General features: G+C 54.9%; 24 protein-coding genes. 17 read left to right on the top strand and 7 right to left on the bottom strand.

What is annotated here, in order from left to right; all coding sequences use genetic code 11:
* The first annotated feature begins 27 nt into the window (after window positions 1-27).
* Window positions 28-720, top strand: a complete 693-nt coding sequence (locus tag C813_RS27195) for an aspartate/glutamate racemase (protein WP_017457669.1) — start codon at window positions 28-30, stop codon at window positions 718-720.
* Here the strand turns inward: C813_RS27195 and C813_RS27200 are convergent.
* Complete coding sequence (locus C813_RS27200; RefSeq protein WP_025263851.1) at window positions 717-1,643, bottom strand: LysR family transcriptional regulator; 927 nt, start codon at window positions 1,641-1,643, stop codon at window positions 717-719. The two genes, C813_RS27195 and C813_RS27200, sit on opposite strands and share 4 nt — an antisense overlap.
* A 122-nt stretch (window positions 1,644-1,765) precedes the next feature.
* Between C813_RS27200 and lysA the strand changes: the two genes are divergently transcribed.
* Window positions 1,766-3,028 (top strand): diaminopimelate decarboxylase, encoded by a 1,263-nt coding sequence (lysA, locus tag C813_RS27205; protein ID WP_017457671.1) that lies wholly within the window; start codon window positions 1,766-1,768, stop codon window positions 3,026-3,028.
* On the opposite strand, the gene C813_RS27210 is transcribed toward lysA, so the two are convergent.
* Window positions 3,025-4,038 (bottom strand): LacI family DNA-binding transcriptional regulator, encoded by a 1,014-nt coding sequence (locus C813_RS27210; protein ID WP_017457672.1) that lies wholly within the window; start codon window positions 4,036-4,038, stop codon window positions 3,025-3,027. The genes lysA and C813_RS27210 overlap by 4 nt on opposite strands.
* Before the next feature lie 274 nt (window positions 4,039-4,312).
* On the opposite strand from C813_RS27210, the gene C813_RS27215 reads away from it, so the two are divergent.
* The 5 genes from C813_RS27215 to C813_RS27235 are packed head-to-tail and all read left to right on the top strand — an operon-like array spanning window position 4,313 to window position 8,694.
* Window positions 4,313-5,641, top strand: coding sequence for a PTS sugar transporter subunit IIC (locus C813_RS27215; protein ID WP_017457673.1), 1,329 nt, complete (start codon window positions 4,313-4,315; stop codon window positions 5,639-5,641).
* A gap of 7 nt (window positions 5,642-5,648) precedes the next feature.
* Window positions 5,649-7,076, top strand: coding sequence for a glycoside hydrolase family 1 protein (locus tag C813_RS27220; RefSeq protein WP_017457674.1), 1,428 nt, complete (start codon window positions 5,649-5,651; stop codon window positions 7,074-7,076).
* Between the two features lie 9 nt (window positions 7,077-7,085).
* Entirely contained in the window at window positions 7,086-7,403 is a 318-nt protein-coding gene (locus tag C813_RS27225) for a PTS sugar transporter subunit IIB (protein WP_017457675.1), read from the top strand.
* A 56-nt stretch (window positions 7,404-7,459) separates the two neighbouring features.
* Window positions 7,460-8,233 carry a GntR family transcriptional regulator gene (locus C813_RS27230; RefSeq protein WP_017457676.1) on the top strand — a complete coding sequence of 258 codons (774 nt, stop codon included), beginning with the start codon at window positions 7,460-7,462 and terminating at the stop codon, window positions 8,231-8,233.
* The gene (locus C813_RS27235) at window positions 8,230-8,694 is read left to right on the top strand and encodes a GNAT family N-acetyltransferase (protein ID WP_017457677.1); all 465 of its coding nucleotides are present in this window, start codon (window positions 8,230-8,232) and stop codon (window positions 8,692-8,694) included. Before C813_RS27230 ends, C813_RS27235 begins: the two co-directional genes overlap by 4 nt.
* On the opposite strand, the gene galR is transcribed toward C813_RS27235, so the two are convergent.
* The gene (gene galR / locus C813_RS27240; protein ID WP_017457678.1) at window positions 8,667-9,671 is read right to left on the bottom strand and encodes an HTH-type transcriptional regulator GalR; all 1,005 of its coding nucleotides are present in this window, start codon (window positions 9,669-9,671) and stop codon (window positions 8,667-8,669) included. The genes C813_RS27235 and galR overlap by 28 nt on opposite strands.
* A 603-nt stretch (window positions 9,672-10,274) precedes the next feature.
* On the opposite strand from galR, the gene aas reads away from it, so the two are divergent.
* The gene (gene aas, locus C813_RS27245) at window positions 10,275-12,434 is read left to right on the top strand and encodes a bifunctional acyl-ACP--phospholipid O-acyltransferase/long-chain-fatty-acid--ACP ligase (protein WP_017457679.1); all 2,160 of its coding nucleotides are present in this window, start codon (window positions 10,275-10,277) and stop codon (window positions 12,432-12,434) included.
* Entirely contained in the window at window positions 12,427-13,620 is a 1,194-nt protein-coding gene (gene lplT / locus C813_RS27250; protein ID WP_017457680.1) for a lysophospholipid transporter LplT, read from the top strand. The genes aas and lplT overlap by 8 nt, the downstream gene beginning before the upstream one ends.
* Window positions 13,621-13,623: 3 nt before the next feature.
* Here the strand turns inward: lplT and C813_RS27255 are convergent, their stop codons facing one another.
* From C813_RS27255 to mutH, 4 genes are all read right to left on the bottom strand, one after another.
* Window positions 13,624-14,664 (bottom strand): NADP(H)-dependent aldo-keto reductase, encoded by a 1,041-nt coding sequence (locus C813_RS27255; RefSeq protein WP_017457681.1) that lies wholly within the window; start codon window positions 14,662-14,664, stop codon window positions 13,624-13,626.
* Window positions 14,665-14,793: 129 nt separating this feature from the next.
* The gene (gene ygdR, locus C813_RS27260) at window positions 14,794-15,012 is read right to left on the bottom strand and encodes a lipoprotein YgdR (RefSeq protein WP_007370351.1); all 219 of its coding nucleotides are present in this window, start codon (window positions 15,010-15,012) and stop codon (window positions 14,794-14,796) included.
* A 146-nt stretch (window positions 15,013-15,158) separates the two neighbouring features.
* Window positions 15,159-15,872 (bottom strand): TerC family protein, encoded by a 714-nt coding sequence (locus tag C813_RS27265; protein WP_017457682.1) that lies wholly within the window; start codon window positions 15,870-15,872, stop codon window positions 15,159-15,161.
* A 65-nt stretch (window positions 15,873-15,937) separates the two neighbouring features.
* Window positions 15,938-16,633 (bottom strand): DNA mismatch repair endonuclease MutH, encoded by a 696-nt coding sequence (gene mutH, locus C813_RS27270; RefSeq protein WP_017457683.1) that lies wholly within the window; start codon window positions 16,631-16,633, stop codon window positions 15,938-15,940.
* A 681-nt stretch (window positions 16,634-17,314) separates the two neighbouring features.
* Between mutH and rppH the strand changes: the two genes are divergently transcribed.
* From rppH to C813_RS27310, 8 genes are all read left to right on the top strand, one after another.
* Entirely contained in the window at window positions 17,315-17,845 is a 531-nt protein-coding gene (gene rppH, locus C813_RS27275) for an RNA pyrophosphohydrolase (RefSeq protein ID WP_017457684.1), read from the top strand.
* Window positions 17,846-17,857: 12 nt separating this feature from the next.
* Window positions 17,858-20,104 carry a phosphoenolpyruvate--protein phosphotransferase gene (gene ptsP, locus C813_RS27280; RefSeq protein WP_017457685.1) on the top strand — a complete coding sequence of 749 codons (2,247 nt, stop codon included), beginning with the start codon at window positions 17,858-17,860 and terminating at the stop codon, window positions 20,102-20,104.
* 155 nt (window positions 20,105-20,259) lie between these two features.
* A complete protein-coding gene (gene lgt / locus C813_RS27285; protein WP_017457686.1) occupies window positions 20,260-21,135 on the top strand; it encodes a prolipoprotein diacylglyceryl transferase in 876 nt (291 codons plus the stop codon).
* Between the two features lie 6 nt (window positions 21,136-21,141).
* Window positions 21,142-21,936, top strand: a complete 795-nt coding sequence (gene thyA, locus C813_RS27290) for a thymidylate synthase (protein WP_017457687.1) — start codon at window positions 21,142-21,144, stop codon at window positions 21,934-21,936.
* A gap of 184 nt (window positions 21,937-22,120) precedes the next feature.
* On the top strand, window positions 22,121-22,582 hold the full coding sequence (locus C813_RS27295) for a prepilin peptidase-dependent protein (protein ID WP_017457688.1): 462 nt from the start codon (window positions 22,121-22,123) through the stop codon (window positions 22,580-22,582).
* Window positions 22,576-23,139 carry a prepilin peptidase-dependent protein gene (locus C813_RS27300; RefSeq protein ID WP_017457689.1) on the top strand — a complete coding sequence of 188 codons (564 nt, stop codon included), beginning with the start codon at window positions 22,576-22,578 and terminating at the stop codon, window positions 23,137-23,139. The genes C813_RS27295 and C813_RS27300 overlap by 7 nt, the downstream gene beginning before the upstream one ends.
* Window positions 23,136-23,543 carry a DUF2509 family protein gene (locus C813_RS27305; protein ID WP_017457690.1) on the top strand — a complete coding sequence of 136 codons (408 nt, stop codon included), beginning with the start codon at window positions 23,136-23,138 and terminating at the stop codon, window positions 23,541-23,543. The genes C813_RS27300 and C813_RS27305 overlap by 4 nt, the downstream gene beginning before the upstream one ends.
* On the top strand, window positions 23,528-23,851 hold the full coding sequence (locus C813_RS27310) for a prepilin-type N-terminal cleavage/methylation domain-containing protein (protein ID WP_017457691.1): 324 nt from the start codon (window positions 23,528-23,530) through the stop codon (window positions 23,849-23,851). The genes C813_RS27305 and C813_RS27310 overlap by 16 nt, the downstream gene beginning before the upstream one ends.
* Window position 23,852: the final 1 nt, after the last annotated feature.

Genomic DNA, 23,852 nt, shown 5'->3' on the forward strand with positions numbered 1-23,852 from the left:
GAGCGCTAAACCAGACGGAGACAAGCGATGAAAACGATAGGACTGCTGGGCGGTATGAGCTGGGAATCAACCGTTCCTTATTACCGCCTGATTAATGAGGGCGTGAAAGCTCGTCTCGGCGGCTTGCACTCCGCCAGCTTGCTTCTGCACAGCCTGGATTTCCATGAAATTGAGACCTGCCAGGCAACCGCACAGTGGCACAAAGCCGGTGAAATCCTGGCCCAGGCGGCGGCGGGTCTGGAGCAGGCAGGCGCGCAGGCGATTGTGCTGTGTACCAACACCATGCACAAAGTCGCCGGGCAAATAGAAGAGCGCTGCCATATTCCGTTCCTGCATATTGCGGACGCAACCGGGCGGGCGATTGAAAACGCGGGCATGCGCAATGTCGCGTTGCTGGGTACGCGCTACACCATGGAGCAGGATTTTTACCGTGGTCGCCTGGAAAAACAGTTTGGCATCGAAACCTCCGTGCCGGGCCCGGAAGATCGCGAGCGCATTAACGACATCATCTTTAGTGAGTTGTGTATGGGGACATTTACCGATGAGTCTCGCTACTATTTTGTCAATTTAATCAAAAAATTGGCTGACGAAGGCGCGGAAGGGGTGATTTTCGGTTGCACCGAGATTGGTCTGCTGCTGCCAGAAACCCATTGCCCGATTAAGGTGTTTGATACGGCGGCGCTGCATGCCGCCGATGCGGTGGACTTTATGCTCTCTTAAGATTCGTCCAGCATGGCAGCCAGAGGCCCGCTGACTAGCGGCATGGCTGCCTGTAAATGGGCGGTAAACGCCTCGACCAGCGCGGAAGCGGGACGATGTAGTGGGCGGATCAGGCTCACCGTAAACGGCACATCAATACTGAAGCGACGCACCGCGACGCCGCTTGCCGCGTAATCCAGCGCGGTGAGCGGGTTAACCACCGAAATTCCCACGCCGGCGCGTACCATCGCGCACACCGAGGCGGCGCTGTGCGTTTCCAGCACCATCCGTCGCTTCACCTGATGTTCATTAAACAGCGCATCCAGCAACTGCCGGTAACTGTCGGAGCGCGACAAACTGATGTAATTCTCGCCCTGAAAATCTGCCGGTGTTAATACCGCTTTGCGCGCCAGCGGATGATTCTGCGGCATGACGCAGACTTCATTACAGGTGAGCAGCGGCGTACGTTCGGTGCCTGCCGGGGTGCTGAGCGTTTCGGTTAACCCCAGATCGTGGCGCTGCGCCGATAACCACTCCTCAAGCAATGGCGACTCCTGCGGCACGATATTCAGGCTGACATCCGGGTAACGCGCCAGAAACGGTTGCAGCAGCAGCGGTAAAAAAGACTGTGAAAACACTGGCAGGCAGGCGATGGAAAGCTCCCCCTGGCGGAATTCACGCAAGCTTTCGGCGGCGCTGACAATCCGGTCCAGCCCGTACCAGGAACGCTGCACCTCTTCGAATAACCGCAAGCCTTGCACCGTGGGCTGTAAACGCCCGCGCGTGCGCTCGAACAGTTTCAGCCCCAGCACTTTTTCAAAGCGCGCCAGCTCGCGACTCACCGTCGGTTGCGAAGTATGCAGCAGTACGGCGGCCTCCGTCAGATTGCCGGTGGTCATTACGGCGTGAAAGATTTCGATATGGCGCAGATTGACAGCGGGCATCGGCAGATCCAGTTTCAGCAAGTTATCCATATCATTTTTGCATAGAGTCGAGATAAAACGATATTTTTTATTCTCTTCGCGCTGTGGCGTAATCAGTAAAAATTTTGTTGCCCGGAGTCACCATGCCACGCTCATTACACCAGACTGAAACCGACCTTAACGCCGCTAACCTGCTGCGCTTACCTGCTGAATTTGGCTGCCCGGTATGGGTTTATGATGCGCAAATCATTCGCGCGCAAATCGCCAAATTGCGCGCGTTCGACGTGGTGCGCTTTGCGCAAAAAGCCTGTTCGAATATTCATATTCTGCGTCTGATGCGTGAGCAGGGCGTGAAGGTTGATTCCGTTTCGCTCGGTGAGATCGAACGTGCGCTGGCAGCGGGTTACGATCCGCAAGCGCACCCGGACGATATCGTTTTTACCGCCGATGTGCTGGACGAGGCGACTATCGCGCGGGTGAGCGAACTGGGTATCGCAGTGAACGCCGGTTCGGTGGATATGCTGGAGCAGCTTGGCGCAGTTTCGCCGGGCCATCGCGTCTGGTTACGCGTTAACCCTGGTTTTGGCCACGGCCACAGCCAGAAAACCAACACCGGCGGTGAAAACAGCAAGCATGGCATCTGGTACAGCGATCTGGCAGATGCGCTGACGGTAATGCAGCGCTACCAGTTGAAACTGGCGGGCATTCATATGCACATAGGTTCCGGCGTGGATTATGGTCATCTGGAGCAGGTGTGCGGCGCGATGGTGCGCCAGGTGGTCGATTTTGGTCAGGATCTGCAGGCAATTTCCGCAGGCGGCGGTTTGTCGATCCCCTATCACGAAGGGGAAGAGCCTGTGGATACCGCGCATTATTACGGGCTGTGGAACGCGGCGCGTGAGCAAATCGCCAAACATCTGGGGCACGCGGTGAAACTGGAGATCGAACCGGGGCGCTTCCTGGTGGCGGAATCTGGCGTGCTGGTTTCACAAGTGCGTAGCGTGAAAAACATGGGTAGCCGCCACTTTGTGCTGATCGACGCCGGTTTTAACGATCTGATGCGCCCGGCGATGTACGGCAGCTACCACCACATTACGGCGCTTGCCGCCGATGGCCGCGATCTTCGCCATGCGCCACTGATTGATACCGTGGTTGCCGGGCCGCTGTGCGAATCCGGTGATGTCTTTACCCAGCAGGAGGGCGGGAAGGTGGAAACCCGCGCGTTGCCGGAAGTGAAAGCCGGAGATTATCTGGTGCTGCATGATACGGGAGCGTATGGTGCGTCAATGTCATCGAACTACAACAGCCGCCCGCTGCTGCCGGAAGTGTTGTTCGATAAGGGCGTCGCGCGGTTAATTCGCCGCCGGCAGACCATCGAAGAGCTGATCGGTCTGGAGCTGCTCTAAGCCTTACTGCCCGGTCCCACCGCGACAGATTCACGCAACACCAGCGTGCCAGTAAACGGTGGGATCGCGGCGATCTGTTCGTTGTTCACCAGTTTGATCGCCTGATCAATCGCGGTGGTGATCATGTTGTCGATCGGCAAATAGACCGTCGACAGGCCCGGCTCCAGCCAGCGAGCGCTTGGCGCATCATCAAAGCCGAACAGCGAAATATCCTGCGGAATACGCAAACCCGCCTGCCAGATGGCCTTTGAGGCACCCAACGCCATATCGTCGTTACAGGCGAACAGCGCGCTGAATTTCACCCCTTCCTGCAACATCTGCTGGCACAGTTCATACCCGCGCGTCATGGTCGAGTCACCGTACTTCACTTTGGCCGGATCCCAGCGAATGCCATGTTTTTCCAGCGCCTTGCGATAACCCATCAGCCGCGCTTTACCGGTCGGTGTGTGGATCGGCGCGGTGATACAGGCAATATCCCGGTGATGCTGTGTAATCAGGTAATCCACCGCCTGGAACGCTGCGTCCTGCTGCTCGAAGAACACACATTTATCGTGCGCCTGGAATAACTCACGGTTGATGATAATCAGCGGCATTGGCGTGGCGTCAATCAGCGCTAAGATCGCTTTTTCGCTCATAAAGCGGGTGTAGAGAATAATGGCGTCGCAGCGCCTGTCTGCCAGCATCTGCACCGCCAGCTCTTCGCGCTCGGGCGTATCGTGACCGTCGGTGACAATCAGCTGTTTGCCGTGCAATTCCGCCTGGCGCGACGCTTGCTGCAATAAGCGGCCGAAATAGAAGCCATCAAAGCTGGAGACCACCAGGCCAATGCTGTTGCTGGTGCGGTTTGCCAGCGAGCGGGCAAGAAAATTGGGGCGATAGTCCAGCTCCTCCATCGCCTTAAAAACCTGATTGCGGGTGCTCTCTTTTACCTGACCCGTACCATTCAACACGCGGGAAACCGTTGCTTTCGAAACGCCCGCGCGCAGTGAGACATCCAGCATTGTGACCATGACGAGTTCTCGTTTCGCGTAATGAAACGCAGTTTACCACACTCACTTCACGGGTTAAGGCCAGCCGTTATGGTTTGCGCTAAGTGCAGGAAATCCCTGCGAAGCGTAAGGTGGTATGCCAATGTCGTTATCCGTCTCGTTTTGGAATACCAGTAAGCGGGTTGGGAGGCTCGTCACAGAACTTTCAGCCATGCATAGCTATTTTTGGTATGCCAAATGGGACTGTGCTGTATCCCTGTATCGATAAAAAAGCCCCTTACTGAGGTGTTAACTCATGGCCCTACAAGAAAAGCTCATCGATTCTCTGGGTAGTTTTGCGACAAAGTTCAACAGCTATCGCTATATCATGGCGATCAAAGCCTCGTTTATTACCCTGATGCCGGTGATCATCGTCGGCGCATTTTCCGTCCTGATCTCCAACATGGTGCTGGATCCGAAAAACGGCCTCGCCAGCTTCCAGTCGCTCTCCTTTCTCGCGGCGTTAAAGCCGATCACCAGTGCGATTAACTACGCCACGCTGAACTTTCTCAACATTGGCGCGGTGTTCTTAATCGGTATTGAACTTGGGCGTATCAACGGTATTAAGACGCTGTTTCCCGGTTTGCTGGCGGTGATCTGTTTTATCTGCGTCACACCAACCACTGTGGAAATGCTGGTAGACGGGCAAATGCACGTGGTGAAAGACGTGCTGCTGCGCCAGTTCTCCGATACCCGCAGCCTGTTCCTCGGCATGTTTATCGCTATTTTGTCGGTGGAAATTTACTGCTGGCTGGAAAACCGCGACGGGCTGAAGATCAAAATGCCGGACACCGTGCCGCCTAACGTTTCGGCTTCGTTTTCCGCGCTGATCCCGGCGATCATCACCACCACCGTGATTGCCACTTTCGGTTTTGTGTTCCACCAGGTGACCGGCATGTACCTGTATGACGCCGTTTATCAGGTGGTGCAGCAGCCGCTGGAGCGCGTGGTGCAAAGCCTGCCGGGCATTTTGCTGCTGATGTTTGTGGCGCAACTGTTCTGGGTTATTGGTATTCACGGCAACCAGATGATTAAGCCTATCCGCGAACCGCTGCTGCTGGGTGCCATCACCGTCAATATGAGCGCCTTTGAGCAGGGCAAAGAGGTGCCGAACATCATCACCATGCCGTTCTGGGATGTTTATATGAGTATCGGCGGCTCGGGTTTAACCATCGGTCTGCTGATCGCGGTGATGATCGCCACCAAGCGCAAAGAGATGAAAGAGATCGCCAAACTCTCTATTGGGCCTGGGGTATTTAATATTAACGAGCCGGTGATTTTCGGTATGCCGATCATGCTCAACCCGATCCTCGCGATCCCGTTCATCATCACCCCGCTGGTGACCGGCTCGATCGGTTATTTCGCCACGGTGACCGGTTTTGCCGGGAAAGCAGTGGTGATGGTGCCGTGGACCACGCCGCCGTTGATCAACGCCTGGCTTTCCACCGCCGGTTCAATGGGCGCGGTAGTGACGCAGCTTATCTGCATTATCACTTCCGTCATTATCTATCTGCCGTTTGTGAAAATCGCCTCTCGCCGCGCCGAACAAGCGCAATTGCAAGCCGAAGCCACTAACAACGCCTGAGGATGGAATGAGCACGAAAACAATCGCCATACCGCCGTCGTTTATTCTGGGCGCTGCGGCCTCAGCCTGGCAAACCGAAGGCTGGACAGACAAGCGGGAAGGCCAGGATTCCTGGCCCGATCTCTGGTACAAAAACGATCGTCACGTCTGGCACGACGGCTACGGCCCGGCGGTGGCGACCAACTTTTACCAGCGCTTTCGTGAAGATGTGCAACTGATGAAACAGGCGGGGCTGACCCACTATCGCACCTCGATCAACTGGTCGCGCTTTCTCACTGATTACGAAAACGGTGTGATCGATGAACGCTATGCCGCCTATTACGACGATCTGTTTGACGAGATGCAGCGCCACGGCATTGTGCCGATGATCTGCCTGGAACATTACGAGCTGCCGGGTTATTTGCTGGAAACCTACGGCGGCTGGGCGTCAAAAAAAGTGGTTGAGCTGTACCTGTTGTATGTCGAGAAAGTGTTCGAGCGCTTTCATCAAAAAGTGACCCGCTGGTTCACCTTTAACGAGCCGATTGTGGTGCAAACCCGCGTCTACCTGGATGCGCTGCGCTGGCCTTATGAGCAGAACACCGGCACCTGGATGCAGTGGAATCACCACAAAAACCTGGCCACCGCGAAAGTGGTGAAGCTGTTTCGCGAGAAGGGTTATCAGGGCACCGTGGGCTGTATTCTCAACCCGGAAGTCACCTATCCGCGTTCACGCGCGCCGCACGATGTGCTGGCCGCTGAGCGCTACGATCTGTTCTATAACCGTGTCTTTCTTGATCCGATGGTGAAAGGCCACTATCCGCCGGAGCTGTTTCGGTTGCTGGAAAAACACCAGGTCGCGTGGGATTACAGCGAGGAAGAACTGGCGATTATCCGCGATAACACCGTCGATGAGCTGGGCATTAACCTTTACTACCCGCACCGGGTAAAAGCGCCTTCCCGCGCCTGGCACCCGGAGACACCTTTCCATCCGGCGTACTACTACGAGCCGTTTGAGTTGCCGGGCAGAAAAATGAACAAATCTCGCGGCTGGGAGATCCTGCCGGAGATCATTTATGAAATGGCGATGCGCATTAAAAACGACTACGGCAACATTCCGTGGTTTGTTGCCGAAAGCGGCATGGGTATTGAGAACGAAGGGCAGTTTCGCAACGCTGCGGGCACCATTGAGGACGATTACCGCATCGATTTTATTGCCGCGCATTTATACCAGACGCTACGCGCCAGAGAAGCAGGTGCGAACTGCCAGGGGTACATGTTGTGGGCGTTTACCGATAACGTCTCGCCAATGAACGCGTTTAAAAACCGCTATGGCCTGATTGAGATTGACCTGCAAAACAACCGCGACCGTCGGGCGAAAAAGTCCGCCGGCTGGTTTCGCAAACTGCGCGATGAACGCCAGTTGACCCTGACTATTGATGACGAATGGAAATAAGGAGCCACCATGAAACGTATTGTGTTGTGCTGCTCCGCCGGGATGTCCACATCGCTGGTGGTGACCAAAATGGAAAAAGCGGCGGCGGAGCGCGGCCTTGAGCTGAAGATCTACGCTATTGCTGAGCAAGCCCTGCGCGACGAGCTGCAAAGTTATGCCGCCGAGATAACCGCCGTGCTGTTGGGCCCGCAGGTGCGCTTTAAGTTGGCGGAGAATAAAAAACTGACTGAGGAATATGGCATTCCGATTGATGTAATCGATTCGGTGGCTTACGGCACCTTAAACGGCGCGAAAGTTCTCGATCAGGCGCTGGCTTTGGTAAGATAGCTCCGACAGGCCGGGGCGCCCGGCCTGCGCGATAACTCAGACTTGCAGGTGATATTGTGGAGAAGGCCGTCGTCCCGCCGGAAAAAAAACAGTACCAGGAGATTGGCGAAGATTTACGCGAGCAGATAATCCAGGGGCATTACCCCGTGGGTTCCCGCCTGCCGCCGGAGCGCAATATCGCCGAAAAATATGGCGTTAGCCGCACCATCGTACGTGAAGCATTGCTGATGCTGGAGTTGCAGGGCACGGTGGATATTCGCCAGGGCTCGGGCGTGTATGTGATGCGTATTCCGCAGGAGCATGAAAACGAAGAGGAGCGTTTTCTAAGTAGCGATGTAGGCCCGTTTGAGATCTTACAGGCGCGCCAGTTGCTGGAGAGCAATATCGCCGCCTTTACCGCCAAAATGGCGACGCGCGCGGATATCGATAATCTTCGGCGCATTCTCGAACAAGAGCAGCGCGCCATCGCGATGAACGATACGTCGCAGGACAACAGCAAAATGTTCCACCTTGTGCTGGCGGGCGCATCGCAAAACCAGATGCTGCTGGCGACGGTAGAGAGTATCTGGCATCACATGGACAGCAGCCCGCTGTGGCAACAATTCAACGTACATATTGCCAGCCGCCCCTATCGCCTGAAATGGCTGGGCGACCGGCAGACCCTGCTGGCAGCGCTGCGTCGCCGCGATGTGATGGGTGCCTGGCAGGCGATGTGGCAGCATCTGGAAAATGTCAAAAAGAGCCTGCTGGAGCTTTCCGACGAGGATGCGCCTGACTTTGACGGCTACCTGTTTGAATCAGTACCGATTTTTCAGGGCAAGATCGTATGAAGATTATTCCTCTGTACGACGCGCCACACTTTGCAGAGCAGGTGGTGGACTGGTTATGGTGTGAATTTGGCGACTCGCTGCCGCGTGATTTTTTCGCCTCTATTATCGCGCACAGCCAACGGCCTGGGCAGCTGCCGCTCACTTATGTAATGGTGGGCGATGATGCGTTGCTGGGCACTGTCGGGCTGTGGCGCTGCGATTTGATCAGCCGCCAGGATCTGTTCCCGTGGCTGGCGGCGCTGTATGTGAAAGAGAGCGCTCGCGGGCAGGGGCTTGCCGGGCAGTTACAGCGCCATGTTATCGAGCAGGCGAAAGCGATGGGTTTTCAGGAGCTGCACCTTTACTCGGCATGTCGCGATTTTTACGAACGTTTTGGCTGGCGCTACATTGGCGACGGTCTCGACTACCCGGACAAGACCGTGCACCTGTATCGCTACTCTTGCGGCGCAATCACCGAATGACGACGCACCAGCGTTGGGTTAAACAGGTGCGTAATTTCCGGCAGCGGGCGGTTTTCCGCCAGCGCCAGCGCCAGCTCGGCGGCCTGTGTTGCCATGGTGACAATCGGGTAGCGCACGGTGGTTAAGCGCGGGCGCACATAGCGCGACACCAGCACATCATCGAAACCAATCAGGGAAATCTCACGCGGCACCTCAATGCCGTTGTCATTCAGCACACCCATCGCCCCTGCGGCCATCGAATCGTTATAACAGGCGACGGCGGTAAAGTTACGCCCACGACCGAGCAGCTCGGTCATCGCCTGTTCACCACCGCTTTCATCCGGCTCGGCAAACGTCACCAACCGGTCGTTGCAGGGCAAACCGTTCTCTTTCAGCGCGTCGTAATAGCCTTGCAGTCGGTCTTCTGCATCAGAAATCGCGTGGTTGGAGCAGAGATAGCCAATTTTCGTGTGGCCCTGCTGGATCAAATGGCGAGTCGCCAGCCAGGCACCGTAACGGTCATCAAGCGCCACACAGCGTTGTTCAAACCCTGGCAAAATACGGTTGATTAATACCATGCCCGGCATCTGTTTCATCAGCGAGGCGAGTTCATCGTCAGGAAGCGTTTTGGCATGCACGACCAGCGCCGCGCAGCGGTGGCGAATCAGTTGTTCAATGGCTTTGCGCTCTTTCTCTTCGTTATGGTAGCCGTTGCCAATCAGCAAGAAATTCCCGGTGGCTGAAGCGACCTGCTCGACAGCTTTCACCATGGCGCCGAAAAAGGGATCCGACACGTCGCCCACCACCAGACCTACGGTTTCGGTGGACTGTTGCGCCAGCGCGCGGGCATTGGCATTCGGGTGGTAATTGAGCGCATCCATTGCGCTTTGCACCGCCTGGCGCGAGGACTCGCTCGCTTTTGGCGAGTCGTTTATCACGCGGGAAACCGTTGCGACCGAAACTCCTGCCAGCCGCGCGACATCTTTAATAGTCGCCATTACGCACCTTCCTTTGGGTAAGCGTTTACACGCTGCATAGTGTTACGGAAAAGAGACGCCTAATCAAGGAAGCTACCCGGCAGGTGTCTGCAAACGTGAACTGACGCGAAGGAAATCAGTGAAAGCGTTACACGCGGGAAATTGCAAAGTAATTCAGGCACAACCTTTAGTTACACTTTGCGAAGGGCTGTTTCGATTGTCCGCTGGTGGCGGGTGTCCCCCCGTGACAGAGTAGAACTCCCAGAGGTATTGATAGGTGAACGTAGCCCCCAGGGTTGCACACTCGAATTACACCAACCTGCGCAGATGCGCAGGTTTTTTTTACCTTAAGTCTGTAACAGTAATCGCGAATGGACACACCTCGTTTCACTTCGGCTCACTCTCTTGCTTTTTCCCGCTGGTGAGGCGCGGTGGCGCACGCGACAATCAAGGTCCCAGAGGTATTGATTGGTGATTTATTCGGTACGCTTTTCGTACTCATTTCTTGCACCAACCTGCGCGGACGCGCAGGTTTTTTTTCGCCTGCGTTTTAACCCGCCGCACTTCTCATGTAATCTGCCACAATTTGGTAACGTATTTAATTGACTGGCAAAAGGAGTTGAAATGCTACTGGGCTTTTTCCGCGGCCTGTTCCGTGTGTTGTTTCGCGTACAACTGACCGGCAACACGCAGGCGCTGCACGGTGAACGTGTGCTCATTACCCCCAACCACGTCTCTTTTATTGATGGCATTTTACTGGCGTTATTCCTGCCTGTTCGCCCGGTTTTCGCGGTTTACACCTCCATCAGCACTCAGTGGTATATGCGCTGGATAAGCTCAATTATTGATTTTGTGCCGCTGGATCCGACCAAACCGATGTCGATTAAACATCTGGTGCGACTGGTGGAACAGGGCCGTCCGGTGGTGATTTTCCCGGAAGGACGCATTTCAGTTTCAGGCTCATTGATGAAAATTTACGACGGTGCAGGTTTCGTGGCGGCAAAATCCGGCGCGACGGTGATCCCACTGCGTATTGATGGTGCGGAGCTAACCTACTTCAGCCGCCTGAAAGGGCTGGTGAAGCAGCGCTTGTTCCCACGTATTACCTTGCATATTCTGCCGCCTACACATCTGCCGATGCCGGATGCGCCGCGTGCGCGTGACCGTCGTAAGCTGGCGGGCGAAATGCTGCACCAAATCATGATGGAAGCGCGCATGGCAGTGCGCCCGCGCGAAACCCTGTTCGAAGCGTTGCTTTCCGCGCAGTATCGCTACGGTGCCAATAAGCCCTGTGTTGAAGACATCAATTTCACCCCGGATAGCTACCGCAAGCTGTTGACCAAATCGCTGTTTGTTGCCCGTATCCTGGATAAATACAGCGCGCCGGGCGAGAAAATCGGCCTGATGTTGCCAAACGCCGGGATCAGTGCGGCGGTGATTTTCGGCGCGATTGCGCGTGCGCGCATCCCGGCGATGATGAACTACACCGCCGGCGTGAAAGGTTTGAGTAGCGCAATAACAGCGGCGCAGATCAAAACTATCTTCACCTCCCGTACTTTTATGGATAAAGGCAAACTGTGGCATCTGCCGGAGCAGCTCACACAAGTGCGCTGGGTTTACCTGGAAGATCTGAAAAGCGATGTCACCAGGGAAGACAAGCTGTGGATTTTCCGCCATCTGCTGACGCCATTAAAAGCGCAGCTGCCGCAAAAACCGGAAGACCCGGCGCTGATCCTCTTCACCTCCGGTTCTGAGGGCAATCCGAAGGGCGTGGTGCATAGCCATAAAAGCCTGCTGGCGAACGTTGAGCAGATCAAAACCATCGCGGATTTCACCGCCAATGACCGCTTTATGTCGGCGCTGCCGCTGTTCCACTCGTTTGGCTTAACGGTGGGGTTATTCACGCCGTTATTCACTGGTGCGGAGGTGTTCCTTTATCCGAGCCCGTTGCACTACCGCATTGTTCCTGAACTGGTGTATGACCGTAACTGCACCGTGCTGTTTGGCACCTCGACGTTCCTTGGTAACTATGCACGTTTCGCCAACCCGTATGATTTCTTCCGCTTACGTTACGTGGTTGCCGGTGCTGAAAAATTGCAGGACAGTACCCGCCAGTTGTGGCAGGACAAATTTGGTCTGCGCATCCTTGAAGGTTATGGCGTGACCGAATGTGCGCCAGTGGTTTCCATTAACGTGCCGATGGCGGCAAAACCCGGTACTGTCGGGCGGATCTTACCGGGGATGGATGCGCGGTTAATGGCTGTTCCTGGAATTGAAGACGGCGGTCGCCTGCAATTGAAAGGGCCCAACGTGATGACCGGCTATCTGCGGGTGGAAAACCCTGGCGTGCTGGAAGCGCCAGCTGCGGAAAATATTAATGGCGACATGGAAACGGGCTGGTATGACACCGGCGATATCGTGCGTTTTGATGAGCAGGGCTTTGTGCAGATTCAGGGGCGGGCGAAGCGTTTTGCCAAAATCGCCGGGGAGATGATCTCGCTGGAGATTGTCGAACAACTGGCGCTGGCTGTTTCGCCGGAGAAACTGCATGCCACGGTGGTCAAGAGCGATGCCAGCAAAGGCGAGGCGCTGGTGATGTTCACCACCGACAGCGAGTTGACTCGCGATAAGCTGCAACAGCAGGCGCGAGCGCAAGGTGTGCCGGAGCTTGCCGTACCGCGCGATATCCGCTTCCTGAAACAGCTGCCCGTGCTGGGCAGCGGCAAGCCTGATTTTGTGACCTTGAAAAGCATGGTTGAAGAGGCGGAATCGACAGATGCATGAGTCAGTAAGCACTAACTCCTCGCTGTGGTCGCGCGGGATGATGGCGGTGATTGCCGCGCAGTTTCTCTCCGCGTTTGGCGACAACGCGCTGCTTTTCGCCACGCTGGCGCTGCTGAAAGCGGAGTTTTATCCCGACTGGAGCCAGCCGATTTTGCAGATGGTGTTTGTGGGCGCTTACATTCTTTTCGCACCCTTTGTCGGGCAGGTCGCCGACAGCTTCGCCAAAGGCCGGGTGATGATGTTCGCCAACGGCCTGAAACTGATTGGCGCGGCGAGTATTTGCGTCGGCATCAATCCGTTTGTCGGTTATCTGTTAGTCGGCATTGGCGCGGCCGCCTATTCCCCGGCGAAGTACGGCATCCTCGGTGAAATCACCACCGGCGATAAGCTGGTGAAAGCGAACGGTTTGATGGAGTCGTCGACCATTGCCGCCATTTTACTTGGCTCGATGGCCGGCGGTGTGCTGGCCGACTGGCATGTGCTGGCAGCGCTTGCTGTTTGTGCGCTGGTGTATGCCGGAGCGGTGGTCGCCAATCTGCTGATCCCGAAGCTGCCTGCTGCGCGTCCGGGGCAATCCTGGCGCTTTACACCGATGACATCCAGCTTCTTTAACGCCTGTAAAAGCCTGTGGCGCAACGGTGAAACGCGCTTCTCGCTGGTCGGGACTAGTCTGTTCTGGGGCGCGGGCGTGACGCTGCGTTTCCTGCTGGTGCTGTGGGTGCCAGTGGCGCTTGGGATCACCGATAACGCGACGCCAACGTATCTTAACGCGATGGTCGCCGTCGGGATTGTGGCTGGTGCCGGTCTGGCGGCGAAGCTGGTTACACTGAAAACCGTGGCGCGTTGTATGCCTGCCGGCATTCTTATTGGCGTGGCGGTGGTGCTGTTCTCCTTGCAGCACGCATTACTGCCAGCGTACGGCGTGCTGATGTTGATCGGCATGTTGGGCGGTTTCTTTGTAGTGCCGCTGAATGCTTTGTTGCAAGCCATTGGTAAAGAGTCGGTTGGCGCGGGCAATGCGATTGCGGTGCAGAACCTCGGTGAAAACATGGCTATGTTGCTGATGCTGGGCCTGTACTCGCTGGCGGTGAAAGCGGGCGTACCGGTAATTGGTACTGGCGTTGGCTTTGGCGTGATTTTCGCGCTGGCAATTGCGGCGCTGTGGATCTGGCAGCGCCGCCGTTAACCGTTACGGTGCCGGGTAGGTGTAAACCTGATGCACCGCTTCGATCTCAGCCAGCACGTCTGCGCTGAGATCGAGATGCAAACTTTCCACGTTGGTTTTCAGTTGCTCCATCGTCGTCGCGCCCAGCAGGGTACTGGCGACGAAGGGCTGACGCCGCACGAAAGCCAGTGCCATTTGCGCCGGATCCAGATTGTGGCGCTTCGCGATATCCACATACGCCGCGACCGCTTTTTGCGCCTGCTCACCGCTGTAACGCGTAAAGCGGCTAAACAGCGTGTTGCGTGCGCCAGCGGGTTTCGCACCGTTGATATATTTGCCGGTTAGCGTACCAAACGCCAGGCAAGAATAAGCCAGCAACTCGACACCTTCATACTGACTCACTTCCGCCAGACCCACTTCAAAGCTGCGGTTTAACAGGCTGTACGGGTTCTGAATTGTCACGATGCGCGGTAGCTCATGCTTCTCGGCCAGTTGCAGATAACGCATTACGCCAAATGCCGTTTCGTTTGAAACGCCGATATAGCGGATTTTCCCGGCGCGCTGGCACTCGGTCAGGGCCTCCAGTGTTTCCAGCAACGTCACGACCGGTGCGCTATCAACCCAGCTGTAACCCAGCTTGCCAAAGCAGTTGGTCGGGCGCTGCGGCCAGTGTACCTGGTAGAGATCGAGATAATCGGTTTGCAGGCGCTTTAAGCTGTCATCGAGCGCGACGCGAATGTTTTTGCGATCCAGCGCCTGATTCGGGCGAATACCGCTGTCGTTGTTGCGGCTTGGGCCACTGACTTTGGAGGCGATAACCAGTTTTTCCCGGTTGCCGCGTTTCGCCAGCCAGTTGCCGACATAGGTTTCCGTCAAACCCTGCGTTTCCGGACGTGGCGGAACAGGGTACATCTCTGCAACGTCAATCAGGTTGATGCCCTGGCTGACGGCGTAATCGAGCTGTGCATGGGCGTCGGCTTCGCTGTTTTGTTCACCAAACGTCATAGTGCCCAGCCCCAGGGTGCTTATTTCAAGCGAACTGTGGGGGATACGGTGATACTGCATAGCCGGCTTCCTTAAAAGTACAACGTCAGTTGACCTGACAAAGGAATATAAACATGGCAGAGGGGAGGAAAAAGGGAAAGAGAAAAATCAAATAAAGGCCAGCAGGTGACTGACCTTTATAGCAATTTCTTAGCGTTCAATAATCTGGGATACGTCATCGCGGTTAATCTGCATCTTATTACCCTGCTGATCGCGGTAGCTGACCAGCCCGGTATCATCGTCAATTTCCGGTTTACCGTCCGTCAGGATCATCCTGCCGTCTTTTGTCGCCATCACGTAATCACTGCTGCATCCGGAAACGGCGAAAGCTAACCCCACTGCGGAAATAATCACTGCCCATTTCTTCATCGTTCTGATCCTCTGGTGGCATGCATCTGACAACAAGTTTAGTAATAACTTGCTGTCTGGAGACGAAAAAGCAGGATAATCTGAAAAAAGTGGTTAAAGGCAGATCAAAGCTAAAAAACGCTTCCCCGGTTGAGGAAGCGTTTTGTTTACAGCGGATTCTTCTTATTTCGCATCAGGTTGAGCGTTTCAACCGCGATGGAGAAGAACATGGCGAAGTAGATGTAACCTTTCGGTACATGGATGGAGACGCTTTCCAGAATCAGCGTAAAGCCGACGAGGATCAAAAACGACAGCGCCAGCATTTTGACCGACGGATGGCGGTCAACAAACTCGCCAATCGGACGCGCGGCAAACATCATCACGCCAACGGCGATAACTACGGCCGCCATCATAATGAACAGATGATCGGACAGCCCCACCGCCGTGATCACCGAGTCGAGACTGAAAATAATGTCCAGCAGCATAATCTGCACAATCGCGCCAAAGAACGAATGCACATTGGTCTTCAACCCTTCCTCTTCCCCTTCGATCGATTCGTGGATCTCTTTACTCGCTTTCCAGATAAGGAACAGCCCACCGAGGAACAAGATCAAATCGCGGGCGGAAACGCTGTGATCAAACACGCTGAACAGCGGGTGTGTCAGCCTTGTCACCCAGGCGATAGATGCCAGCAGTAACAGCCGCATGATCATCGCCGCAGCCAGACCTAACCGACGAGCGTGATTACGCTGCGCGGTAGGCAGCTTCGCAACCACCAGAGAGAGGAAAATAATATTGTCGATCCCTAAAACGATCTCCAGCAGCGTCAGCGTACCGAGCGCGAGCCAGGCGTTGGGATCGGTTACCCATGCAAATAACATCTCTATAAAGTCCTGCCAAAAAAAGAAGCGCTAATTATAAGCACCGCTGTGGCTTAGGCAAAAATTTAATGCGGTGAGAGCAAAAAGTGGCGCGCCAGCAGTGCACCAGTGAAGTTCTTTTTCAGGTAAAAGCCGCGCGGCAAGGTAAGTATGGTTTCGCCATGTTCGCCGATGGCTTCGGTCAGCGCTTTACTGTTGGCCGCCTTTGGCCTCAGTTGCAATACTTCGCCGTGACGGGCGGTAATGCGGGTAACCTGGCCTAACACAATCAAGTCCATCAACTCTTCCCAGTCGAGCCGTAACTGCTGCTCTTCTTCTGCATTTGGGCTCCAGAGCAGCGGTGATCCGACGCGACGATCCGCTATCGGGATCTCACGTGAACCTTCAATTGGGATCCATAAGACGCGCTTGAGCTTATGTCTTACATGGCTGGTTTCCCACACGACGCCACTGTTGCCGGTAAGGGGAGCCACGCAAACAAACGTGGTCTCCAGCGGGCGTCCCAGGTTATCGACCGGAATGGTTTTTAGCTCAACGCCCAGCGCGGCAAAATCCTGTTCGGGTTTACTGCCTGCGCTGGCACCGAGCCACAGTTCCAGCAGAACACCTGTCCAGCCTTTATCACGCTTTAAATCGCGCGGAACGGGCAAGCCTGAAAGCGCGGCCAGTTCGCCGAGCGTGTAGCCCGCCAGGCGCTGCGCCTGGGCCAGCAATTGCGCTTCTGATTCAGGCGGTGAAGTGAAAGGAGCCAACGCGAACATGTTAAAAACCTTTTGTCTAAAAAGTAACCGCTAGTTTTGCACCGTAGCCAGGCAGTGTACCTTTTTCTGCATGGTGTGAGCAGTTATATGATTTATAAGGTGATTTTGAGATGGTTTTCGTGAGTTGCGCAACGACGTGTTGGGTTTTCCAAATCTGGTCACTGACAATAAACAGGATCTTACACCATGTTATCCACAGAAAAGTGGGATAACTGGGGAAAAGTGTCACTACTGTTTCGATTTACAGCCTTGACGTGCGATGAAAATCGAAATTCTGCACAAAATGTGCCTAACTTATTGGCATAATCTGTGGATAAATTCGGCTCTGTTCGATCTTTCATCAGCGGCAGGATCCTTAAGGTGATGATCATCACATTATGGGGCTATTATCAGTTGAAAAGCTATTTAACTGCATGAATTACTGTATTTTATTTCTTTTTCGTAGAACGTGTCTATTCAGACTGTTCCGGGTTTTCCCTGGGTAATTCCATACTTTTTCACAACTCTATCCACAGAAAAGGTGAATAAAAACCGCCGTCAGCATTGCTTTCTGTTTATAACTTTGATGATTACTGTGAGTTATTCAAATGTTATTCGTTCGTATCCCTGTCATAGAGTGGTTTACCGTTTTCCGGGAGTGTGAAACAATCGCTTTATTCAGACTTTTTTTGAGGTAGTCCGGTGATTGATGACGATGGCTACCGCCCAAATGTTGGAATCGTAATCTGTAATCGACAAGGTCAGGTCATGTGGGCCAGACGCTTTGGACAGCACTCATGGCAGTTTCCCCAGGGGGGAATTAACCCTGGCGAGTCTCCGGAACAAGCAATGTACCGGGAACTGTTCGAGGAAGTGGGCTTAAGTCGTAAAGATGTTCGTATCCTTGCTTCTACGCGTAACTGGTTGCGTTACAAGTTACCGAAACGTTTGGTGCGTTGGGACACAAAGCCGGTTTGTATCGGCCAGAAACAAAAATGGTTTCTTTTGCAGTTGATAGGTAACGACAGTGAGATCAACATGCAGACCAGTAGTACGCCCGAGTTTGATGGCTGGCGTTGGGTGAGCTACTGGTATCCTGTTCGCCAGGTAGTGTCGTTTAAACGCGATGTCTACCGGCGGGTGATGAAAGAGTTTGCAAGCGCGGTGATGTCGCTTCAGGAAACGCCTCCGAAGCCGCAAAGTGCGCCTGCCTGGCGACGTAAACGAGGTTAAGCCACCCATATTATGCTCACCCGACTGCGAGAAATAGTTGAGAAAGTCGCCAGCGCGCCACGCCTTAACGAAGCGCTGGAAATATTGGTTACCGACGTTTGTCTGGCGATGGAAACCGAAGTGTGCTCGGTCTATCTCGCAGATCACGACCGGCGTTGTTATTACCTGATGGCGACGCGCGGTTTAAAAAAGCCGCGTGGTCGCACCGTCACGCTCGCATTCGATCAAGGGATAGTCGGTCTGGTAGGCAGGCTGGCGGAACCCATCAACCTGGCGGATGCGCAAAAACACCCCAGTTTTAAATATATCCCCGCTGTTAAAGAAGAGCGCTTTCGCGCTTTTCTTGGCGTACCTATTATTCAGCGCCGTCAATTGCTTGGTGTGCTGGTGGTACAACAGCGCGAGCTACGCCAGTACGATGAAAGCGAAGAGTCCTTTCTGGTTACACTTGCCACCCAGATGGCGGCCATTCTCTCCCAGTCACAATTAAACGCGCTGTTTGGTCAGTATCGGCAGACACGAATTCGCGCCTTACCGGCAGCGCCGGGTGTCGCTATCGCTGAAGGTTGGGTCGATGAAACACTGCCGTTAATGGAGCAGGTTTATCCGGCCTCGACCCTTGATACCTCGCTTGAGCGCGAAAGGCTCACGGCCGCTCTGGAAGAAGCTGCCAATGAATTTCGCCGCTACAGCAAACGTTTCGCCGCCGGAGCGCAAAAAGAGACGGCGGCAATTTTCGATCTCTATTCGCACCTGCTTTCCGACGCACGCCTGCGCCGTGAGCTGTTTGAAGAAGTCGACAGGGGCGTGGTGGCCGAATGGGCGGTAAAAACCGTTATTGAAAGTTTTGCTGAACAGTTCGCAGCGCTTAGCGATGGCTACCTGAAAGAACGCTCAGGCGATTTGCGCACGCTGGGCCAGCGTTTGTTATTCCACCTCGATGACTCCATTTCCGGGCCAAACAGCTGGCCAGAGCGCTTTATCCTCGTTGCCGAGGAACTCTCCGCCACTACGCTTGCGGAGTTGCCGCACGACAGGCTGGCGGGCGTGGTGGTGCGCGATGGTGCGTCAAACTCGCACGCGGCAATTATGGTGCGCGCGCTTGGCATCCCGACGGTAATGGGGGCGGATATTCAGCCCGCCGTGCTGCAACGTCGTATGTTGGTGGTGGACGGTTATCGCGGCGAGTTGTTGGTGGATCCTGAACCGGTGCTGTTGCAGGAATACCAGCGGCTTATCAGCGAAGAGAATGAACTCAGCCGCCTTGCCGAAGATGATGTGAACCTGGCTGCGCAGCTAAAAAGCGGCGAGCGGGTGAAAGTGATGCTGAACGCGGGTTTAAGCCCGGAACATGAAGAGAAACTTGGCAGCCGCATCGACGGTATTGGGCTTTATCGCACCGAAATTCCGTTTATGTTGCAAAGCGGTTTCCCGTCCGAAGAGGAACAGGTGGCGCAATATCAGGGCATGTTGCAGATGTTTAACGATAAGCCCGTGACGCTGCGTACGCTGGATGTCGGTGCGGATAAACAATTGCCTTATATGCCCATCAGCGAAGAGAACCCTTGCCTTGGCTGGCGCGGCATTCGGATTACCCTCGACCAGCCGGAAATTTTCCTGGTGCAGGTGCGCGCCATGCTGCGCGCCAATGCGGCTACCGGGAATCTCAGCATTCTGTTGCCGATGATCACTAGCATCGACGAAATCGATGAAGCGCGCAGACTAATTGAGCGCGCCGGGCGCGAAGTGGAAGAGATGATCGGTTACGCCATCCCTAAGCCACGTATTGGGGTGATGCTGGAAGTGCCGTCAATGGTGTTTATGCTGTCGCACCTGGCGAACCGCGTTGATTTTATCTCGATTGGCACCAACGATCTGACGCAATACATCCTGGCGGTTGATCGTAACAATACCCGCGTGGCAAATATGTACGACAGCTTGCACCCGGCGGTGCTACGGGCGCTGGCGATGATTGCCGATGAATCAGAACGGTTAGGCATTGATATCCGTCTGTGCGGCGAAATGGCCGGTGATCCGATGTGCGTCGCCGTGCTTATTGGTCTGGGGTACCGCCATCTATCCATGAACGGACGATCAGTGGCGCGCATTAAATATTTGCTGCGCCGCATTGATTGTGAAGAGGCGCAAACGCTGGCGAGACGTACGCTGGATGCGCAACTAGCGACCGAAGTACGCCATCAAATCGCCGCATTTATGGAACGGCGTGGGCTGGGCGGCCTGATTCGCGGCGGAATTTAGCTGGCTCAGGCATATACATAACTTTTACAACTTCGCCGCCACCCGCTCGCGGTGCCTTATGCTATGATTCGCAGCTTTGGAGCGGCCAGCAATTGCGGTCGCGTAGGTGAACCGCTGTCCACTTTCGGCGGAATAACAACAAGTTGTGGTGACAGATGAACAGTGGCTATCTGCATTTTCCGGACTTTGATCCGGTGATTTTTTCCATTGGACCAGTTTCTCTCCACTGGTACGGATTAATGTACCTGGTGGGCTTCGTTTTTGCGATGTGGCTGGCGACGCGCCGTGCGAATCGTCCGGGCAGTGGCTGGACAAAAAACGAAGTGGAAAACTTGCTTTACGCGGGCTTTCTCGGTGTTTTCCTCGGCGGCCGTCTCGGCTATGTGCTGTTCTACAACTTCCCGGTTTTCCTGGACGACCCGCTTTATCTGTTCCGCGTATGGGACGGGGGGATGTCCTTCCACGGCGGTTTGATTGGCGTGATTGTGGTGATGGTTATTTTCGCCAGACGCACAAAACGCAGCTTCTTCCAGGTTTCCGATTTTATTGCTCCGCTGATCCCGTTTGGCCTTGGCGCAGGGCGCCTGGGTAACTTTATCAACGGTGAGCTGTGGGGACGCGTTGATCCGTCATTCCCCTATACCATGCTGTTCCCTGGTTCACGCGCGGAAGATATGGCGCTGCTGCCTTCACATCCGGAGTGGCAATCTCTGTTTGATACTTACGGCATGTTGCCGCGCCATATGTCTCAGCTTTACGAACTGGCGCTGGAAGGCGTTGTGCTGTTTATCATCCTTAACTTGTTTATTCGCAAACCTCGCCCGACGGGCGCGGTCTCCGGCTTGTTCCTGATTGGCTACGGCGCGTTCCGTATCATCGTTGAGTTCTTCCGCCAGCCCGACGCGCAATTTACCGGCGAGTGGGTGCAATACATCAGCATGGGGCAGATCCTCTCCATTCCGATGATCGTTGCTGGCGCAATCATGATGATTTGGGCGTACCGCCATCGTTCGCCGCAACACGTTTCCTGAGGAACCATGAAACAGTATTTAGAATTGATGCAAAAGGTGCTGAATGAAGGCACCCCGAAAAACGACCGCACCGGGACAGGCACGCTGTCTATTTTTGGCCATCAGATGCGTTTTAATCTGCAGGACGGCTTTCCGCTGGTGACCACCAAGCGCTGCCATTTGCGTTCAATTATTCATGAGCTGCTGTGGTTCCTGCAGGGCGACACCAATATTGCCTATCTGCGCGAAAACAAAGTTACCATTTGGGACGAATGGGCCGACGAAGAGGGCAATCTTGGCCCGGTTTACGGCAAACAGTGGCGCGCGTGGCCTACGCCTGACGGCCGCCATATCGATCAGATCACAACAGTGATTAACCAACTGAAAAACGACCCGGATTCACGTCGTATTATTGTTTCCGCGTGGAACGTAGGTGAGCTGGACAAAATGGCGCTGGCTCCTTGCCATGCGTTCTTCCAGTTCTACGTGGCGGACGGCAAGCTCTCCTGCCAGCTCTACCAACGTTCCTGCGATGTGTTCCTTGGTCTGCCGTTCAACATCGCCAGCTATGCGCTGCTGGTGCATATGATGGCTCAACAGTGCGATTTGCAACCGGGCGATTTTGTCTGGACCGGTGGCGACACCCACCTTTACAGCAATCATCTGGAACAAACGCGTCTGCAATTAAGCCGTGAACCGCGTGCGCTGCCGAAACTGGTTATCAAGCGTAAGCCTGATTCGCTGTTTGACTACCGTTTCGAAGACTTCGAAATCGAAGGCTACGATCCGCATCCGGCCATCAAAGCGCCTGTCGCAATCTGATTGCTAACAACATGTCATAACCGGTGCGGCAACGTACCGGTTTTTTTTATCTGATAATCGCTTCTTCGGCCCTCCTTCCACCCCGCCTGCAACTCACTGCAACGTGACGCATTTCTTTCGTACCGCCTCGTAACCTCTCTGTTTGCCCCTCGATCTGAATGCATGCTAACGACACACTGCCACCATGAAAAAAGAAGATGGCTTCACCCTGATTGAAACCCTCGTCGCAATGGTGCTGATTGTTATCCTGAGCGGAGCGGGAATCTCTGGCTGGCAGAGTTGGCAGGCGCAGCAGCGGCTGTGGCAAACCGCGTTGCAGGTGCGGCATTTGCTTGAACGTCTGCGCGATGATGCCAACTGGCACAACCGTTCGCAGCTGGTGTACGGCATTCGCGAAGGCGAACGCTGGTGTCTGGTGAATTCGCCGTCGCAAAACTGCGCTGCGCAGAATGCTTTCTCACTGCAGCCTCGCTGGCCTGACGTCACGCTGGTTGATGTGACACCTTCGCTGGGGTTCTTTGGACTGCGCAACACCGCCTGGCCTGGCAATATTCGGCTGCGTAGCAGTGCAGGGGAGTGGCGAGTGGTGGTTTCGGCATGGGGCAGGATCAGAATGTGTCAGCCATCAGCGGAGAATCTATGTTAGACAGGCAAAAAGGGTTTTCACTGTTGGAAACCGTGCTGGCGATGGCAATCGGCAGCGTGCTGTTACTGGCGTCCGCCCGTTTTTTACCGGCGCTACAGCTGGCGGTAACGCAGCACACGCGTATCCAGACGGTGGAAGACGATCTCTGGCTGCAACTGCGTGGCATCGCAAAACATCTCCAGCGAGCGGGATATTGCAATGGTAGCTGTAGCGGCCAGCCGCTGGTTATCAGTAGTAGCGGCGATTGTGTTATTGCTCAGTGGGACGCCAACAGCAATGGGCGTTGGGAGTCATCGGGAAGCAGCGAACCGGAACAAACCGGATTTCGGCTGCAAAGTGGCGCACTCGAAATCATGCGTGGAGCAACATCTTGCAGTGGCCGGGGCTGGGAAAAAATCACCGATCCTGCCCAAATGAGCATTGAGCGTTTTCATGTCGCTCAGCGTCAGACGCCGGGGTTTGCACCGCAGCTCGCGATCACACTCACGGCGCGTGTTCCGGGGAATGTCGGGCAACCCTTTACCGCTGATTTAAGCGTGACCGGATACAACTTATGAACCGGCAACGAGGGATGTCGTCACTGGGGCTGGTATTGTTGTTATTGCTGCTGGGTAGCCTGATGTTGCACGGCTTAAACCTGCAATTGAGCAGCCATATCTGGCGCGTGAATAATGAAAACCAGGGGATACGTAATGCTGCGGAAATCTCCTCAGCCATGGAGTGGGCGCGTCATCAAACCTGGCCTGCTCAGCCCGCGCAGCAGTGCCAGCAAAGCGCCGGGCAAAATGTTCGAAGCTGCTTACGCGTTTTTACCGATGGGACTGCGCTGCTGATTGTCGCAAATGCTGAAGCAACGCTGTGGCATCTGGGGCGTGTGGAGGGGACGCAGGTGCGTTTTTTGCCTCATGGCTGGAGTGATTTTTGTCCGCTGAAAGAGGAAGCGCTATGCCGGTTGCCGTAAACAAACAACGGGGCTTTAGCCTTACCGAAGTTCTGCTGGCTATGTTGTTAATGGTGATGGTTGTTACCGCACTTGGCGGTTATCATCGTGCGCTGGTCTCGGGGTTTGTATCCACCAGCCAGTGGCGACAGCTATGGCGCTACGCCTGGGAACAGGCGCAACCCGAAGTATCATCGTTACCGCCAGGCTGGCAGATTCAGCGGGGGCAGACAACCACCGGGGGATGTGTCAGCATCAACGTTACCGTGAGTTCGCCAGCGGGCAGGCAGGGGCAAATGACGCGATTATTTTGCCCGAACAGTCAGTAGT

This window comes from Kosakonia sacchari SP1, from assembly GCF_000300455.3.
Classification (GTDB): Bacteria; Pseudomonadota; Gammaproteobacteria; order Enterobacterales; family Enterobacteriaceae; genus Kosakonia; species Kosakonia sacchari.

Coding starts and splice junctions, on each gene's coding strand:
- C813_RS27195 (WP_017457669.1), top strand. CDS start 28: ATGAAAACGATAGGACTGCTGGGCGGTATGAGCTGGGAATCAACCGTT.
- C813_RS27200 (WP_025263851.1), bottom strand. CDS start 1,643: ATGCCCGCTGTCAATCTGCGCCATATCGAAATCTTTCACGCCGTAATG.
- lysA (WP_017457671.1), top strand. CDS start 1,766: ATGCCACGCTCATTACACCAGACTGAAACCGACCTTAACGCCGCTAAC.
- C813_RS27210 (WP_017457672.1), bottom strand. CDS start 4,038: ATGGTCACAATGCTGGATGTCTCACTGCGCGCGGGCGTTTCGAAAGCA.
- C813_RS27215 (WP_017457673.1), top strand. CDS start 4,313: ATGGCCCTACAAGAAAAGCTCATCGATTCTCTGGGTAGTTTTGCGACA.
- C813_RS27220 (WP_017457674.1), top strand. CDS start 5,649: ATGAGCACGAAAACAATCGCCATACCGCCGTCGTTTATTCTGGGCGCT.
- C813_RS27225 (WP_017457675.1), top strand. CDS start 7,086: ATGAAACGTATTGTGTTGTGCTGCTCCGCCGGGATGTCCACATCGCTG.
- C813_RS27235 (WP_017457677.1), top strand. CDS start 8,230: ATGAAGATTATTCCTCTGTACGACGCGCCACACTTTGCAGAGCAGGTG.
- galR (WP_017457678.1), bottom strand. CDS start 9,671: ATGGCGACTATTAAAGATGTCGCGCGGCTGGCAGGAGTTTCGGTCGCA.
- aas (WP_017457679.1), top strand. CDS start 10,275: ATGCTACTGGGCTTTTTCCGCGGCCTGTTCCGTGTGTTGTTTCGCGTA.
- lplT (WP_017457680.1), top strand. CDS start 12,427: ATGCATGAGTCAGTAAGCACTAACTCCTCGCTGTGGTCGCGCGGGATG.
- C813_RS27255 (WP_017457681.1), bottom strand. CDS start 14,664: ATGCAGTATCACCGTATCCCCCACAGTTCGCTTGAAATAAGCACCCTG.
- ygdR (WP_007370351.1), bottom strand. CDS start 15,012: ATGAAGAAATGGGCAGTGATTATTTCCGCAGTGGGGTTAGCTTTCGCC.
- C813_RS27265 (WP_017457682.1), bottom strand. CDS start 15,872: ATGTTATTTGCATGGGTAACCGATCCCAACGCCTGGCTCGCGCTCGGT.
- mutH (WP_017457683.1), bottom strand. CDS start 16,633: ATGTTCGCGTTGGCTCCTTTCACTTCACCGCCTGAATCAGAAGCGCAA.
- ptsP (WP_017457685.1), top strand. CDS start 17,858: ATGCTCACCCGACTGCGAGAAATAGTTGAGAAAGTCGCCAGCGCGCCA.
- lgt (WP_017457686.1), top strand. CDS start 20,260: ATGAACAGTGGCTATCTGCATTTTCCGGACTTTGATCCGGTGATTTTT.
- thyA (WP_017457687.1), top strand. CDS start 21,142: ATGAAACAGTATTTAGAATTGATGCAAAAGGTGCTGAATGAAGGCACC.
- C813_RS27295 (WP_017457688.1), top strand. CDS start 22,121: ATGAAAAAAGAAGATGGCTTCACCCTGATTGAAACCCTCGTCGCAATG.
- C813_RS27300 (WP_017457689.1), top strand. CDS start 22,576: ATGTTAGACAGGCAAAAAGGGTTTTCACTGTTGGAAACCGTGCTGGCG.
- C813_RS27305 (WP_017457690.1), top strand. CDS start 23,136: ATGAACCGGCAACGAGGGATGTCGTCACTGGGGCTGGTATTGTTGTTA.
- C813_RS27310 (WP_017457691.1), top strand. CDS start 23,528: ATGCCGGTTGCCGTAAACAAACAACGGGGCTTTAGCCTTACCGAAGTT.